The organism is Specibacter sp. AOP5-B1-6, from assembly GCF_052376555.1.
Lineage (GTDB): Bacteria > Actinomycetota > Actinomycetes > Actinomycetales > Micrococcaceae > Specibacter.
In genome coordinates this window covers 135400-151473 of the sequence record NZ_JBQSVT010000005.1, presented here as the reverse complement: position 1 = coordinate 151473, position 16074 = coordinate 135400, and the positions used below count along the sequence as shown (strand labels likewise).

The 16074-nt window shown below is 63.9% G+C and carries 12 protein-coding genes; 8 read left to right on the top strand and 4 right to left on the bottom strand.

Annotated features, from left to right (window positions below; genetic code table 11):
• Positions 1 to 400 (top strand): HNH endonuclease signature motif containing protein (locus ACT3TS_RS04175; RefSeq protein ID WP_444530222.1); only part of this gene is annotated, 400 nt, incomplete at its 5' end.
• Between the two features lie 117 nt (positions 401 to 517).
• Here ACT3TS_RS04175 and ACT3TS_RS04170 read toward each other — a convergent pair.
• The 4 genes from ACT3TS_RS04170 to ACT3TS_RS04155 form a co-directional block, all read right to left on the bottom strand.
• Positions 518 to 1597 (bottom strand): glycosyltransferase family 4 protein, encoded by a 1080-nt coding sequence (locus ACT3TS_RS04170; protein ID WP_444530231.1) that lies wholly within the window; start codon positions 1595 to 1597, stop codon positions 518 to 520.
• 89 nt (positions 1598 to 1686) lie between these two features.
• A complete protein-coding gene (locus ACT3TS_RS04165) occupies positions 1687 to 2643 on the bottom strand; it encodes an alpha/beta fold hydrolase (protein ID WP_444530230.1) in 957 nt (318 codons plus the stop codon).
• A gap of 86 nt (positions 2644 to 2729) precedes the next feature.
• Complete coding sequence (locus tag ACT3TS_RS04160) at positions 2730 to 3563, bottom strand: aldo/keto reductase (RefSeq protein WP_444530221.1); 834 nt, start codon at positions 3561 to 3563, stop codon at positions 2730 to 2732.
• A 70-nt stretch (positions 3564 to 3633) separates the two neighbouring features.
• Positions 3634 to 4644, bottom strand: a complete 1011-nt coding sequence (locus ACT3TS_RS04155; protein WP_444530220.1) for a sugar-binding transcriptional regulator — start codon at positions 4642 to 4644, stop codon at positions 3634 to 3636.
• Between the two features lie 119 nt (positions 4645 to 4763).
• Here ACT3TS_RS04155 and ACT3TS_RS04150 point away from each other — a divergent pair, with 119 nt between their 5' ends.
• The 7 genes from ACT3TS_RS04150 (at position 4764) to ACT3TS_RS04120 (ending at position 16029) form a co-directional block, all read left to right on the top strand.
• Positions 4764 to 6539 carry a glycerol-3-phosphate dehydrogenase/oxidase gene (locus ACT3TS_RS04150; RefSeq protein WP_444530219.1) on the top strand — a complete coding sequence of 592 codons (1776 nt, stop codon included), beginning with the start codon at positions 4764 to 4766 and terminating at the stop codon, positions 6537 to 6539.
• Positions 6540 to 6623: 84 nt separating this feature from the next.
• The gene (locus tag ACT3TS_RS04145) at positions 6624 to 7370 is read left to right on the top strand and encodes an MIP/aquaporin family protein (protein ID WP_444530218.1); all 747 of its coding nucleotides are present in this window, start codon (positions 6624 to 6626) and stop codon (positions 7368 to 7370) included.
• 84 nt (positions 7371 to 7454) lie between these two features.
• Entirely contained in the window at positions 7455 to 8969 is a 1515-nt protein-coding gene (glpK, locus tag ACT3TS_RS04140; RefSeq protein WP_444530217.1) for a glycerol kinase GlpK, read from the top strand.
• 290 nt (positions 8970 to 9259) lie between these two features.
• Positions 9260 to 11764, top strand: coding sequence for a leucine--tRNA ligase (gene leuS / locus ACT3TS_RS04135; protein WP_444530229.1), 2505 nt, complete (start codon positions 9260 to 9262; stop codon positions 11762 to 11764).
• A gap of 110 nt (positions 11765 to 11874) precedes the next feature.
• Positions 11875 to 13185 carry a DegV family protein gene (locus tag ACT3TS_RS04130; protein ID WP_444530216.1) on the top strand — a complete coding sequence of 437 codons (1311 nt, stop codon included), beginning with the start codon at positions 11875 to 11877 and terminating at the stop codon, positions 13183 to 13185.
• Positions 13186 to 13245: 60 nt separating this feature from the next.
• Entirely contained in the window at positions 13246 to 14133 is an 888-nt protein-coding gene (locus ACT3TS_RS04125) for a helix-hairpin-helix domain-containing protein (protein ID WP_444530215.1), read from the top strand.
• A 39-nt stretch (positions 14134 to 14172) separates the two neighbouring features.
• Positions 14173 to 16029, top strand: coding sequence for a ComEC/Rec2 family competence protein (locus ACT3TS_RS04120; RefSeq protein WP_444530214.1), 1857 nt, complete (start codon positions 14173 to 14175; stop codon positions 16027 to 16029).
• The last annotated feature ends 45 nt before the right edge of the window (positions 16030 to 16074 follow it).

Here is a 16074-nt window from a genome sequence, read left to right as displayed (position 1 = left end):
CCCGGTGGTGTTGACGGATATTGATCATCTGCAGGCGTGGGAGCACGGGGGGAAGTCCACATGGGAGAACCTGAGGCCGGCGTGTGCGGCCCATCATAGGTTGCGGCATTTCAAGGACGATAAGGATCGTCATGGTAATTATCGTCGGTATCGGGAGCCGTATCGGAACCAGATTCGTTTGCGGGGCTGGACACCGAAACTGACCAGTGATGGCCGGGTCGGGTGGATCACCCCGTCCGGGAAGTATCAGGCACCGCTGCATGAAACACCTCAACTCACCCAGTACCCGAAGTGGTTGAAACGACGCCTCAACAAGGTCCTAAACCCACCCACCAGCACCGCCACCAGCACCGCCGCCGGCAGCAACCCGGACACAGGCCCAACAACACCCACACCGTGAGTGGTCCCACCGATGACGTCAGCGCCCGCCGATAGCGTGAACAGCACCCGACGATCTGCCCAGGCTCTGTGCAGTGACGAGCTCAGGAGCAGTCAGCGCACCGGGCCGAGGGGCAGTTCATTCGGAGACGGACTCAGCGACCTCGCCGCCTCGCAGGTCGGCGACAATGGCCAGCAGTTCTTGTGCCGATGCATCCCAGCTGAACGTGCCGGCCTGCTCCACGGAGGCAGCTGAACTTGCAGCCCACTTCGGCTGGTCGGCCAAGGACCGCACAGCGGTCGCAAAAGCCGACGGGGAATCAGCCGATACATAGTGCGCGGCAGTACCGCCGACCTCGCGGAATATGTCCGTGTCGGCGACGACCACGGGTGTCCCCAGCGCCATGGCCTCGACCAGTGGCAGACCGTAGCCCTCAGCCTTGCTCAAAGTGACCAGGGCTGTGGTGCGCAGGAGCAGCTCGTCGTATTCGGCATCGGTGACGCCGTTGTGAAACACCACAGACGCTCCGGCAGGCACCAACGCTTCAAGTTCTGCACGTCGGCCAGGGGTGATCCGGCTTAGCAGGTTGAGCGTGAAATCTGGCAGTTCCGCCATGCCCCGGATCAGCGTCTCCACATTCTTGTACGGCATAAACGAACCCATGTACGCCAGCGACTTTTCCGGCCTAACCGAGGGATCCCGGGGCGTGCGGTCGCCTTGCGGTGCATTGCCGATGATGCGGACCGGCCGCTTGGTGAGGTCGTGCTTGCGCATCAAGGCCAGCGTGGTGTCGCTGATGGTTGCCACCACGTTGGCACGGTTGAGCAGGAGCCGTTGGGGCCAATATGCCTTGTGGTACAAACGCCACAGCACCCGGACGGGAGCCGGCAGGAATCCGGGTGGCGCTGGATGTTCGTAGTAAATGAGGTCGTGCAGTGTCAGCACCAGAGGATATTTTCGTCCCCAGCTGCCCATTGTCTGCATGGGGCAAAACACCAAATCAGCGCCCAATTTATTCACGTGCCGCGCCACGAAGAGTTCCAGCGGTGACAGTGGAGAGTTGATCTTCACCCATGGAAGGTCGGGCAGCAGGGCCAGCTGGCGCTCGTCATGGATGAGCATTGTCACGTCCGCATGAGGGGCGACGGCGGCCATGAGGCTTGCACCGTAGCGGCTGATGCCGTCGTGGTGGTCCATCCGGGTAAAGCGCGCGTCCATGACGATCTTGGGTTTGGCAGGGACATCGGGCCGTGTCAGCGGCGCTGGACTGCTCAACGGTGCTGGTTTGCTCACGGAGTGGGACTGGCTCACGGGGCGGGGTGCCTTTCAAGGAAATTGGTGATGGCTGCGGCAGCCGGCTCGGGGGTTTCGTAGTGAATCAAGTGGCCCACGTTGCTGATTACAACCAATTCGGCATCGGGGAGAAGCTCCACCAACTTGTGCTGGTTCGGCAGCGTGGCGATTTCATCCTCGGCCCCGGCAATCAGCAGGGTGGGCAGCGTCAGCCGTGTGGCGACTTCCCGCACGGTGCCGCTGACTGAAGCCTGAAATGATTCAAGCAGCATGTCCCTGTTGGCGAAACCACTGAAATACGCATGATGCTGGCCATGGATGAACGCCAGCAGCTCCTTGTTCCGGGTCTTGGCCATGGTCACGCTCATGACGTGGACGATGAGCTTGCTGCGCAACAGTGCGTTGCCCAGCCCGCCGGGAAGCTTCGCCGAAGCCCAGTAGTAAAACACCGCGAGCTTGGTCATGATGCCCTTGGGGCCCTCCAGCGCGGGGGAGGCGATGGGGTTCACCAGGATCAACGGATGAACCCTGCCTGGTTGGTTCGCGACAAAGTGGCTGGCGACGATGGAGCCAAAGGAATGCCCGAGCAGCACAGTATCCGGCCCCAAACCCAGGGCAGTCAAAAAGTCGCTCAGGAAGGCGCCATAAGCGGCGACGTCGTGTTTGTCTTGCGCGAACGCAGGGGAGGCGCCAAAGCCCGGCAGATCGGCCATGATGACGCGGAAACCAGGCAGCAGTTCAACCACCCGCTCCAGCCCATGGTGGTCGCCACGGAAACCATGGACCATCACGATGGTGCGAACACCGGCACCGCCACCGGCACGAACAACGGCACCGTCGCGGGCTCCGGGGCCGGCGTCCGTGGCTCCCGTTTCAGGAGATTCGAGAGCAGCATACTCCCAGTAATGCACGGGCGTTCCCGCCACCACGAGGACGTGGGCGCTTTCCCTGCAGGCCAGGTTGTCGGCCAGGGCAGCGGCGAGCGGTTCGCTGGACGCCGTCGAGCCTTTCCCTGGGGCCGGGAACTTCAGGGCGGCCGGTAACTTCAGTGCCACGGCTAGTTGACCTCGTTGGGGTGCGAGCCGGAGCGCTGGCCCCTGTCCAGGGCGTCAATGGCGGCCATCTCGGTCTCGCTAACGCTGAAGTCGAAGACGGCTAGATTTGCGGCAATGCGCTCGGCCGAGCTGGCCTTGGGGATGACCAGGTGCCCCGACTGAACATGCCAGCGCAGCACTATCTGGGCCACCGACCGGCCTTGCCGGGCGGCGAGCTCAAGCAGGACCGGATCGTTGAGGATGGCGCCGCGGGCCAGCGGACTCCAGGCCTGGGTGGCAATGCCCAACCCGGCATGCACTGCGCGCAGCTCGGTCTGGGCCAGCCATGGGTGCAGCTCGATCTGGTTCACGGCCGGGACAACGTCCGTTGCGGCAAGGAGTTCATGCAGATGTGGAGCTTCGAAGTTACTGACCCCAATCGCCCGCACGCGCCCTTCGCGGTACAGCATTTCCAAGGCTTTGTAGGTGGGGATGAACAACTCCCTGGCGGGGCAGGGCCAGTGGATCAGGTACATGTCAAGATAGTCGAGCCCGAGCCGCTCCATGCTGGCGTCAAAGGCCGCCAACGTTGCGTCGTAGCCCTGGTCGGTGTTCCACACCTTTGAGGTGACAAACAGTTCCTCGCGAGGCGTCCCTGCAGCCACGGCATTGCCGATTGCGGTGCCCACGCCCTCCTCGTTGCCGTACAGCGCGGCCGTGTCAACGGTGCGGTAGCCGGAATCCAGCGCCGTGGCGACAAGGTTGGCACAGTCTTCGGCCGGCACCTTGTAGACGCCGTAGCCAAGCACGTCGATGCCGACACCGTTGTTGAGCGTGTATTTGGGGGAGAGTTGCATAGCTACGACTTTACCCATCCGTGGGGCGCAGTGCGCGGTACCGCGCTGCCGGGCGCGGCCAGTGCGGCGTTTAGATCCCGTCGAGTCCGCTCAGGAAACCAAAGATCGGGTCTGTTGCCTGGCTGTCCTGCTCAACCAGCTCCCGCGCCGTCGTTTCATCCAAAATCAGGTCCGTGACCAATCCGGCCGCCAGCGCCCCGCGCAGGCCGGTGATCTTCTTGCGTCCTGAGACCACACAGATCCGACGGCGGACCTTGCGCAGGTTGTCAAGGCTTGGACCGCTTGAACGATCGTTGAGCACAATGCCGTCGTCGCTCCCGTCCGAGCGGAAGAATACTGTTGCCACGTCGCCGGCCACCCCGCTGGCATCCAAGGCGTCCAGATCCGTGGAGTCAAGGTAGCCGCCGGAGTACACATGGCTGGGAATCTCAGCGTCCATGGAGCCCACGCCAAAAATGGCGATCGTCATGCGTTCCTGCAGGTCAAGGATGCGCCGCACGCTTCGCTCCTGCCACATCAACGACTTCGTCTCGGCGTGGTCAAAGAACGCCGGCACTGGAAACTGTTCAACCTTGGCCCCATACGCCGTGCCAAAGCGGCGAATGATTTCCGAGGCGTAGGTGATGCCGGAGGTCTGGGTATTGCCTGCCCCATTGAGCTGGACGATCGTGGTGCCGTGGGTGGTTTTTCGGGTCAGGTGGCGGCTCACGGTGCTGACAGTTGATCCCCAGGCCACCCCGATCACGGCATTGGAGTCAACGAGCGGGCCGATGGTGCGGGCAGCCTGCATGCTGACCCGCTCGAGCACCTCCACTTCGTTGAGCATGTCCGAGACGGGAACCACGTGGACATCAACCCGGTGGCGCTTGCGGATGACACGTTCCAGTTCGGGGGCTCGGTCCGAAGGGGTCTTGATCTGGATTTGGACGAGCCCTGTCTCCCGGGCCGCGGAGAGCAGCCTCGAGACGGTGGACCGGGACGTGCGAAGCTCGCGCGCAATGGCGTCCATCGTCTGGTCCTGCAAGTAGTACATTTGTGCAGCGCGGAGCGCATCCTGCTGTTTTGTTGGCTTCGACGGCATGTGATCTGCACCCTTTCTGCACGTTCGTGCAGGCATGTTGACTATATTTTCCATTTATTCAAACAATAGTTGGAACAGGCGTGCAATGCGCAACCCAACGGGACTCGAATGAGGTCAAAATGAGAATCCTCGGCAACACTGGCAAAAATCAAGATTCCACGGATCCAAAGCCGGTGGTGCGTGCCCAGGTTGAAGCCTTGAAGCAACGCCCCCATGCGAAGGTCTTAATCATCGGCGGCGGCATCAACGGCGTGGGAACATTCCGCGACCTGGCCCTGCAGGGTGTCGACGTGGCCCTCGTTGAACGGGGCGATTACTGCCAAGGAGCTTCCGGAGCCTCGTCGCACATGATTCACGGCGGCATCCGCTACCTTGAAAACGGCGAGTTCCGGCTCGTCAAGGAATCTGTCATGGAGCGCAACGGGCTGCTGAAGATCGCACCCCATTACGTCAAGCCGCTGCAGACCACCATCCCCATCTTCAGCACCTTCTCCGGAATTCTCAGCGCCCCCATGCGTTTCCTCACCCACAAGCAGGGCAAGCCCCAGGAGCGCGGCGCCTTCCTGATCAAGGTTGGCCTGACATTGTACGACGCCTTCTCACGCGACGGCGGCACAGTGCCCCGCCACGATTTCAAGGGCCGCAAGAAGGCCCTCGCTGAGCTGCCCCAGTTGCCCTCAAACCTCAAGTACGCGGCCACCTACTACGATGCTTCGGTGCACAACCCCGAGCGTCTCACCCTGGACGTCCTGCAGGACGGCGAGAAGGCCGGAACGGCCGCTGACGGCACCGGGCAGGCCCGCGCCAGCAACTATCTTGCGGTCACTGCAGTGAAGGACGACGGCGTTGAGGTCACCGACCAGCTGACCGGCGAAACGTTCACGTTCACCGCGGACGTCATCGTCAACACCACAGGCGCCTGGGTCGACATGACCAACTCGGCCATGGGTGCGGCATCACGGTTCATGGGCGGCACCAAGGGCTCACACATCGTCCTTGACCACCCCGGTCTGCTGGCCGCCTGCAACGGCCGCGAAATCTTCTTCGAACACACCGACGGCCGCATCGTGCTGATCTACCCCATGGGCGACAGGGTCCTCGTCGGCACCACCGACGTGAACGCTGACATGACCAAGGATGCAGTCTGCACCGACGAGGAGATCGAGTACTTCTTCGAGCTCATCGGCCACGTCTTCCCCAACGTCCTGGTCACCCGGGACGACATTGTGTACAGCTTCTCGGGCGTGCGCCCGCTGCCGCGCCACGATGAAACAGCCCCCGGCTTTGTTTCCCGCGACTACCGCATCGAACGCGCAGACCGGACCATTGCCGGCGCCAGCGTGCCGGTGCTCAGCCTTGTCGGCGGCAAGTGGACAACCTTCCGGGCATTGTCGGAGCACATGACCAACGATGTGCTGGCCATTCTTGGCACAGCACGGAAAACCTCGACGGCGAAACTTGCCATCGGCGGCGGCGTGAACTTCCCCGCCACCCCCGAAGGCGTCGAAGCCTGGATCGCTTCGCACACCAGCGAATCTGTTGATGTGGCACGCTCCGGAGTGCTCCTGACCCGCTACGGCACCCGTGCCGAAGACGTCCTGGCGTTCCTCAAGGAGGGTGAAGACACGGTGTTTGAGTCGACCGACGAGCTCAGCGACCGTGAAGTTCTCTTCATGGTGGAAAATGAACAAATCGGGCACCTCATCGATGTCATGATCCGCCGCACCTCCCTGGCATTCCGGGGTCTGGTGACGGGCGAGCTGCTGGCCGAAACCGCGGCCGCGCTGGCGGGTCCGCTGGGCTGGAGCCAGGAGAAGGTGACCGAGGAAATCGGCCACGCCGTAGATATTCTGGACCGTTTCCACGGTGTCCAGGTACAAAGCTTGATTGCCTAAGCCCCAGGGGGGCAAAGGGGGCTCAAGAGGGCCAGCCAACACGGGCTGGCCCTTTCGTGAATAACCAAACAAAAGGAGTCAAAGATGTCTCTTGGAATAGTGTTCCTGTCCGAAGTGATGGGAACCATGATGCTAACCCTGCTGGGTTGCGGTGTCGTAGCCAACGTTTCGCTGAAGGGAACCAAGGGCAATGCCGGCGGATTCCTCCTCGTTAACTGGGGCTGGGGCCTGGCTGTCATGTCCGGTGTATTTGTTGCCGCGAAGTCAGGTGCACACCTAAACCCCGCAGTTACTGTGGGCATCCTTTCCAGTGGAGCAGCTGAGTATGCTCCGAACGTACCCGTCAGCTTTGCGTCCACGATGACGTACTTTGGTGCGGAAATGCTCGGTGCCATCATCGGTGCCGTCGTTTGCTGGCTGGCCTACAAGCAGCACTTTGATGGCGAGCCCGACGCCGCCACGAAGCTGGGCGTCTTCTCCACCGGACCGGCCATCCGCAGCTACGGCTGGAACGTTGTCACGGAAATCATCGGCACCTTCGTTTTGGTGTTCGTCATCCTCCACTTCGGCAGTGTCACAGCACTTGGCCCGCTTCCGGTCGCATTGCTCGTTGTCGCCATTGGTGCCTCCTTGGGTGGTCCGACAGGCTACGCCATCAACCCGGCACGTGACCTCGGTCCCCGCATCGCCCATGCTCTGCTGCCCATCAAGGGCAAGGGCTCCAGTGACTGGAGCTACGCCTGGGTGCCGGTTGCCGGTCCCTTGATCGGTGGTGCACTGGGTGGTTTCATGACCCTGTGGATGCCTGACCTGCTGGCCGCTGTTGCGTAACTCCCACCAGTGCATGCCGTTGGCAGTGGTTTGTTCCACCCAACGAATTGTTCTTAATGTGAATCACGAGCAAAGGAAACAATGATGTCTCAGTATGTAATTGCCATTGACCAAGGAACCACGAGCAGCCGCGCCATCGTGTTTGACCACGACGGCAACATCGTCTCCACCGGTCAGCTCGAACACGAGCAGATTTTCCCCAAGGCCGGCTGGGTTGAGCACAACGCCGCGGAGATCTGGAACAACACCCGCGAGGTGATTGGCACGGCGCTGGCCCAGGCCAACCTGACCCGGCATGACATTGTCGGCGTCGGCATCACCAACCAGCGCGAAACGGCTGTTGTGTGGGACAAAAACACCGGCGTGCCTGTCTACAACGCCATTGTCTGGCAGGACACCCGCACCCAGGCGATCGTTGATGAACTGGCGGCCGACGGCGGCGTCGAACGCTTCAAGTCCACTGTTGGCCTGCCGCTGGCCACGTACTTCTCCGGAACCAAGATCAAGTGGATCCTTGACAACGTCGAGGGTGCCCGCGAGAAGGCAGAAGCCGGGGATCTGCTGTTTGGCAACACCGACAGCTGGATCACCTGGAACCTGACGGGTGGAACCGACGGCGGCGTGCATATCACCGACGTCACCAACGCCTCCCGCACACTGTTCATGGACCTGGAAACATTGCAGTGGGACGAAGAGATTCTGGGCATCTTTGGTGTTCCGAAATCCATGATGCCCGCCATCAAGTCCTCCTCCGAGGTCTACGGCCACGTGCACGGCAGCCAGCTGCTGCGCGAGACGCCGGTTGCCGGCATCCTGGGCGACCAGCAGGCTGCGACGTTTGGCCAGGCGGCGTTCAAGACCGGCGAAGCCAAGAACACCTACGGCACCGGCTGCTTCCTGATCTTCAACACGGGCGAGGAAATTGTCCACTCGAAGAACGGCCTGCTCACCACGCTGGGCTACAAGTTGGGCGACGCCAAGCCGCACTACGCCCTCGAAGGCTCCATCGCCGTCACGGGATCACTGATCCAGTGGCTGCGCGACAACATCGGCATGATCAAGTCCGCACCCGAAGTTGAGGAGCTGGCTGCAGCGGTCGAGGACAACGGCGGCGTGTACATCGTTCCGGCGTTCTCGGGCTTGTTTGCCCCGTACTGGCGTTCAGATGCCCGCGGCGCCATCGTGGGCCTCACCCGCTATGTGAACAAGAACCACATTGCCCGGGCGGCCCTTGAAGCCACGGCGTTCCAGACCCGCGAGGTGCTGGATGCCGTCAACGCCGACTCCGGTGTTGACCTGACAGAACTGAAGGTCGACGGCGGCATGGTCGCCAATGACGCGCTCATGCAGTTCCAGGCCGACATCCTCGGCGTCCCGGTGATCCGTCCCAAGGTCACCGAGACCACCGCCCTCGGCGCAGCCTATGCGGCCGGCCTTGCGGTGGGCTTCTGGAAGGACCTCGGCGAGTTGTCCAACAACTGGTCCGAGGACAAGCGCTGGGAGCCCAACATGGACTCGGCCGAGCGCGACCGCCAGATGCGTCTCTGGAAGAAGGCTGTCACCAAGTCCATGGACTGGGTTGACGAGGACGTGAAGTAACACAGCAGCACAGCAAGTAAGCAGCACAGCAGGAAATAGTGCGACGGCGGGCGGCACCCAACGGGGGCTGCCCGCCATCGTGCTTAACCGCGCAAAACCAAGCTTTGCCGGGCAAAACCAATCCGGCGCGAAGCATTTTCAAGTGCGGTAAAGTAGGGGTGTGCATAAATTTCTCCGCCTTAGCTAGCCGCAATTGCGATTGCGGTAAGCCCCTTGCTCTGTCGAGGGGCTTTTGTGTGTAAAGGGCCAAAAGGTGCAAGAAGCCATTGATGAATGAAAAGGCAGGGTACGTGAGCGTGCAGTCCCAGACTGAAGAGAACAGCGAAGAGGGCGTCTACAGTTTCGCCTCGATGGAAGCCAAATGGCCTGCCGTCTGGGATGAGCTGAATGTCTTTGCCCCACTTGACGACGGATCCAAGGAACGCCGCTACGTCCTTGACATGTTTCCGTACCCGTCGGGGGACCTGCACATGGGCCACGCCGAGGCGTTTGCCATGGGTGACGTTGTCTCGCGCTACTGGCGCCAGCTTGGTTACGACGTGCTGCACCCGATCGGCTGGGACTCCTTTGGCCTGCCTGCCGAGAACGCCGCCATCAAGCGCAACGCGCACCCGAGCGAGTGGACGTACGCGAACATCGACACGCAGGCAGCGTCGTTCAAGCGCTACGCCATCTCCGTTGACTGGTCGCGCCGCCTGCAGACCTCAGACCCCGAGTACTACCGGTGGACCCAGTGGCTGTTCAAGCGCTTCCACGAACGGGGCCTGGCCTACCGCAAGAACTCGCCCGTCAACTGGTGCCCCAAGGACCAGACCGTGCTCGCCAACGAGCAGGTTGTCAACGGCGCCTGCGAACGCTGCGGCACCATTGTCACCAAGAAGTCCCTGAACCAGTGGTATTTCAAGATCACCGATTACGCCGACCGCCTGCTCGATGACATGGATGCGTTGAAGGGCCACTGGCCGGACCGCGTGCTGGCCATGCAAAAGAACTGGATCGGCCGCTCCGAGGGCGCCCACGTCACGTTCGTGATCGAGGCTGCCGGCGACGAGAAAGTCGAACAAGAGCTGACGGTGTTCACCACCCGCCCGGACACCCTGTACGGTGCAACGTTCTTCGTTGTTGCCGCTGACGCACCGCTGGCCTTGGAACTGGTGACCGCCGAGCACGCCGAGGCGCTGAGCGACTACCGCGAGCAGGTCAAGGCGCTCAGCGACATTGAACGCCAGTCCACCGAACGCCCCAAGTCGGGCGTGTTCACGGGCCGCTACGCCGTCAATCCGCTCACGGGCGAAAAACTTCCCGTCTGGGCTGCCGACTACGTCCTGGCCGATTACGGCACCGGCGCCATCATGGCCGTCCCGGCGCACGACCAGCGCGACCTCGACTTTGCGAAGGCCTTCGACCTGCCCGTCCGCGCCGTCCTGGACACCGGCATGGACGACCCCGCCGAAACAGGCATTGCCACCACCGGCGAGGGCAGCCTGATCAACTCCGGCGAGCTGGACGGACTGTCCAAGGCCGACGGCATTCCCGCCGCCATCGGGATCCTGGAAAAACTGGGCACCGGTGAGAAGTTCGTGAACTTCCGTCTCCGCGACTGGCTGTTGTCCCGCCAGCGCTTCTGGGGCACGCCCATTCCCATCATCCACTGCGCCGACTGCGGCGAAGTGGCTGTGCCCGATGACCAGTTGCCCGTGCGCCTGCCGGAAAACCTGCGCGGCGAGGACCTCTCGCCCAAGGGCACATCACCCCTGGCCGCAGCGGCGGACTGGGTCAACGTTTCCTGCCCCGAGTGCGGTGGCGCCGCCAAGCGCGACACCGACACCATGGACACCTTCGTCGACTCCTCCTGGTACTTCCTGCGCTTTGCCTCGCCCGACTTCACCGAGGGACCCTTTGATCCGGCCAAGATCAACGACTGGATGCCTGTTGGCCAGTACGTGGGCGGCGTCGAGCACGCCATCCTGCACCTGCTCTACGCCCGTTTCTTCACCAAGGTCATCCACGACATGGGCATGCTTGACGCCACCGAACCCTTCAGCGCACTGCTGAACCAGGGCCAGGTGCTCAACGGCGGCAAGGCCATGAGCAAGTCCCTGGGCAACGGTGTTGACCTGGGCGAGCAGCTGGACAAGTTCGGGGTCGACGCCGTCCGCCTCACCATGGTCTTCGCCGGCCCTCCCGAGGACGACGTCGACTGGGCCGATGTGTCGCCGTCGGGCTCGGCCAAGTTCCTGGCCCGTGCCTGGCGCCTTGGCAACGACGTTGACAGCGAACCGGGCACCGATCCGTCCAGCGGTGACGCTGCGCTGCGGTCGCTGACCCACCGCACCGTCCATGAGGTCAAGGCCCTGCTGGAAGGGCACAAATTCAACGTTGTGGTCGCCAAGCTCATGGAGCTCGTCAATGCCACACGCAAGGTCATCGACTCCGGTGCCGGCGGGCAGGATCCCGCCGTGCGTGAGGCCGCGGAGGCCGTGGCGATTGTGCTGAGCCTGTTCGCCCCCTACACGGCTGAGGACATGTGGCAGGCCCTGGGCCATCCGGCCTCAGTGGCCAACGCCGGCTTCCCCGCCGTCGACGAGGCCCTGCTCGTGCAGCAGAGCGTCACCGCCATCGTCCAGATCAAGGGCAAGGTCCGCGACCGTCTTGAGGTCTCGCCCGACATCTCCGAGGACGAGCTGCGCGAGCTGGCACTGGCCTCCGGCGCCGTCCAAAAGGCACTTGACGGCGCTGGCATCCGCACCATCATCGTGCGTGCGCCTAAACTGGTCAATATCGTTCCCGCCTAGGCAGGCAAGGCAAAAGCGTGAAAGTGCCTTCCGCGCCGTATCGGCGGGGAAGGCACTTTTGCGTGACGTGGCACAAATATCTCAACAAGACGCAGGGGGAGGGGGGGACGGTGACTGACCCAGCAGCGGCCCGGCACTGGTTGCGCCAACAGGTCCAGCGGCTTCGTCCCAAGCCTGCCGGGGTGGCGCCGTCCGCAGCAGCCCCGCCCAAGCCTTCGGTCGCCGTCGTCACTGACTCGGCTGCGGCCCTGCCGCCGGAATGGGTGCTTGAATTTTCCGCCCAGGGGCTGCTGACAGTGGTGCCCATGCCCGTCATTATTGGCGACAACGTGTATTCAGATGACGACGCCGAACTCGAGACCCACATCTCGCTGGCCCTGGCGTCGGGACAGTCGGTGAAAACCTCCCGACCATCGCCCGGCCAGTTCGAGCGTGCCTACAAGAATGCCGCAGCGGCGGGCTTTGACGCCGTGGTGTCGGTGCACATCTCAACGAAGCTTTCAGGCACCTTTGATGCAGCGCAGCTGGGGGCCGAACGTGCCCCGATCCCCGTTCATGTGCTGGATTCGGGCACCGTCGGCATGGGGCAGGGCTGCGGGGTGCAGGCCGCGATTTCAGCAGCCGCCGCGGGTGCCGGGACGGCTGGTGTCATGGCCGCGGCCACCGCTGCCCTGGCGGCCACAGCCATCTATTTCTATGTCCCCAGCCTGGAGCAGCTCCGCAGGGGCGGCCGCATCAGCATGGCGTCCTCATGGCTTGGGACGGTGTTGGACATCAAGCCCATCCTGGGGATTAGGGACGGAGCGGTGGTTCCGCTGGAGAAAGTGCGTTCGGCGGTGCGGGCCATCGCCCGCCTGGAAGCGCTGGCGGCTGCAGATGTCGCTGCCCGCGGCGCCCAAACCACCCAGATCAGTGTGCACCACTTTGGCAACGAGCCCCAGGCGCGGGAGCTGGGCGAGTCCCTGGCGGCGCGCTCCCCGGGGCTGGCCGCGGCCACGCTGACCCGGCTGCCCGCCGTGCTCGCAGCCCACGCCGGGCTTGGCGTGCTGGTGGTCGTGGTGGCCGACGCCCCCGCTGATGCATCGGGGGAAGACCCCGCGCGATCGGGTGGTGCCGCGCAGGCGGTCGGCAGGGTGCAGGCAGTTGGCGGGGCACGGCCGGTTGGCACCGCGCAACGGCCTGGTGCCCCGGCAGTTGCTGCCCACGATTTCGGGACGCCGGATCTTGGGTTCCCGGAACTCGGGGCGCGGGAGCTCGGGTCCCCGGAGCCCAACAATGCAGCTGCCTTGGGCGGGGCATCCAAACAAGGCCCTGCACCCCGTTCCCACGGCGACGAGAGCACGGCAGCGCGGGCGGTTCGGCCGCACCGGAAAGCTCGTCACGGGCGCGTGGTTCCTCCACAGGCTGGGCCGGACGAGTAGTTCTCCACAGAGCGTGCAAAAAGCTGATTCGCCCACCCATGATCGGCTTACCGTTAGTGCATGAGCAGTGCTGGCGAAGATCTCGACTGGCCATCACCCGGGCACATGGCAGCGTCCCGTGGCGGTGGACTCTCCCACGGCCGGGGACCCCGATGGATTGTCTCACTGCGTGCACTTGTGGTGGTGCTGGCCATGATGGCGGCGGCACTGGGGATGCTGTGGCTTGAATCAGCGGGGGTGCAGGGGGCTTCGGCCCAACTGGCCACCGAGTCAGCGGGGAAAGTGGTGGTGCCCCCGCTGGCTGGCTCCCCGTCGCTGAAGGGCACGCTGCCCAAGGAAAGCACGCCGTCCCCTGTGAAGGTCCCGCCCGCGGTCCCGCCTGCGGATGGAGAGGCCGTGACGGCAGCCGGCAGTGGTGGCGCTGGGTCCTCCCCGCCTGCGAATTCCGGGGCGCAGCCCGGGGCGGGGAATCCGGAGGGGAAACTGGTTGTGCACGTTGCCGGCGCCGTCAAAAGCCCCGGGGTGTTCATGTTGGACCCGGGCAGCCGCGTGTTCCAGGCGGTGGATGCGGCTGGCGGGGCCCTGCCGGCGGCCGAATTGGCAGCGCTGAACCTGGCTGCCCCACTGACGGACGGCTTGCAAATTCTGGTACCCACCAAGGAGCAGGCAGCCACCATGGCGGCAAACCCGGGGGCCGGGCAAATCCCGGGCCAGGAGACTGTGACGCCGAACGGTGCGGGAACAGCGCAGCAGGGGCTGATCAACGTCAATACGGCGACGGCTGCGGAACTTGACGCCCTGCCCGGGATTGGTCCCGTGCTGGCCGAGAGGATCGTTGACTGGCGCACCGAGCACGGGCCCTACGCTTCGGTTGATGCCTTGGACGGCGTGTCCGGCATCGGCGCGAAATTGCTGGCGGGCATCCGGGACCTGGTGACGGTGTCGTGAAGGGGCCGGTCGTGAGGTGGCCGCCGTGAGTGGGCAGTCATGAGACTTCAGGAGCCCCGGTGGTCGCGCTTTGCCAAAGCTGCCGTGGGGGAAATGGCACCCGCTCCGTCCAAGAGCCGGCTGGAGCGCCTGCGCCGGCAGGCCGGGGATGTGCGCCGCCGGCTGGCTGCGGCCCATGCGGATCAGGCCGACTCAGAGGTGCGCCACCGCGCGGACATCAGGCTTGTGCCTGCCGTGGCGGCCGCATGGGCGACGGCGGCGGTTGCCATCGCGTTGCCGGGAACCATGGCACTGGGATGGGCGTTGGTCTTGGGTGGGGGCATGCTGGGCTGCGCCGGTGGGTTCCGGCTGTGGCGAGGAAGCAACTGGCGGTCCGGGCAGCAGCAGCCCGCAGCCAGACCGGGGAAGCATCACAAGCAGGATGCCCGATCATCAACTCCCGACAACCGGGCCACGATGCTGCTTGCAGTCTGCTGTGTCGTCGCAGTGTTGTTTGCAGTGGGCCTGCGGGCGTGGAGTTCGGCAACGTCGCCACTTCAGCAGGCCGTGGCGGAGCGCGGGTCCTTCACCTTGACCCTTGAGGTGGGCTCCGTGCCGAGACTGATGGACTCAGGCAACGGTCCGCCCAGAGTTGTCCTTGATGCCTCCGTTGTTCAGGCCACGGGCAAGGGGCGCACGTTCACAGGAAGGATGCCCATTCGAGTGGTGGCCGCGGATGCGTGGTCAGGGTTGCAGGTGGGGGACACGGTGGCCACTGCCGGTACGATTGCCCCGGCTGCACCACAGGAAGCCGTTTCGGGATTCCTGCACCCATCAACGGAGCCCTTGTCGGTGACGGCGGCCAAGGGCGGGACACAGGCAGCCGTCGCAGCCATCCGGAACGCCTGGCATTCAGCCGTTCAACAAGTTTGGGCCCCTCACTCGCGGGACACGGCCGGCCTCCTGCCGGGCATGGTCATGGGGGACCGCAGCGGCATGGACAGTTCGCTCAGTGACGCCATGAAAACTGTGGGTCTGACACACCTGACAGCCGTCAGCGGGGCAAATTGCACGCTTGTGCTCGCCTCCCTCATGCTTGCCCTGCGTTCATTGCGCACACCGCGGCTTGCGGCAGTCGCGGTGTCCGGTGCGGGACTGCTCGGATTTGTTTTGTTGGTGGGGCCCGATCCCAGCGTGCTGCGGGCCGCCGTCATGGGTGCGATTGGTGCCATAGCCATTTTGGGCGGCCGCCCCAAGCGGGTGGGGGCTTTGCTGTCGGTGAGTATTTTGGTGCTGCTCTTGGCGGATCCATGGCTCGCGGTCGACTACGCGTTCATTCTTTCGGTGTTGGCCACCTTGGGGCTGCACCTGGTTGGGCGTCGCTGCGTGGGATGGCTGTCTGTTTTGTTGCCGTTGTGGTTGGCCCAGGCGGTGGCCATTCCACTGGCGGCCCAGTTGTTCTGTGCTCCGGTGATCGTGCTGCTGCAGGCGCGGTTGACACCCTACACAATTCCCGCCAACATGCTGGCCGCTCCGGTGGTGGCACTTGTGACCACGGTGGGCACCTTCGGCATGGTGGCCGCTGCCGCGTTCCCGCCGGTTGGGGTCCTTTGTGCTGCCGTCAGTGGCGCAGGTGCCTGGTGGGTGGCCGTCGTGGCACGGTCGATGTCGGCGCTTCCGGCATCGAGTCTGCCATGGCCGGAAGGGGCGCAGGGCGTAATTCTCATGGCACTGCTCAACACCACTGTGCTGGCCGGTCTGTTCGCCCTGGTGGAGAGGCAACGGGTTGCTTCGATTGTTGCGCGCCTGCGCGGACACCTGCCGGAATCGTCGCGCAGGCGCTTTGGCTTTGTCGCGATGGTGGCCTTTGCCTCCTCCGCGACCCTTTGGTGGACGGCCGCGGTGTTGCAGCTGTGAGGGCGATGCGTGCGACAGACTGTGCACCCGTACCTGCAACCGCCC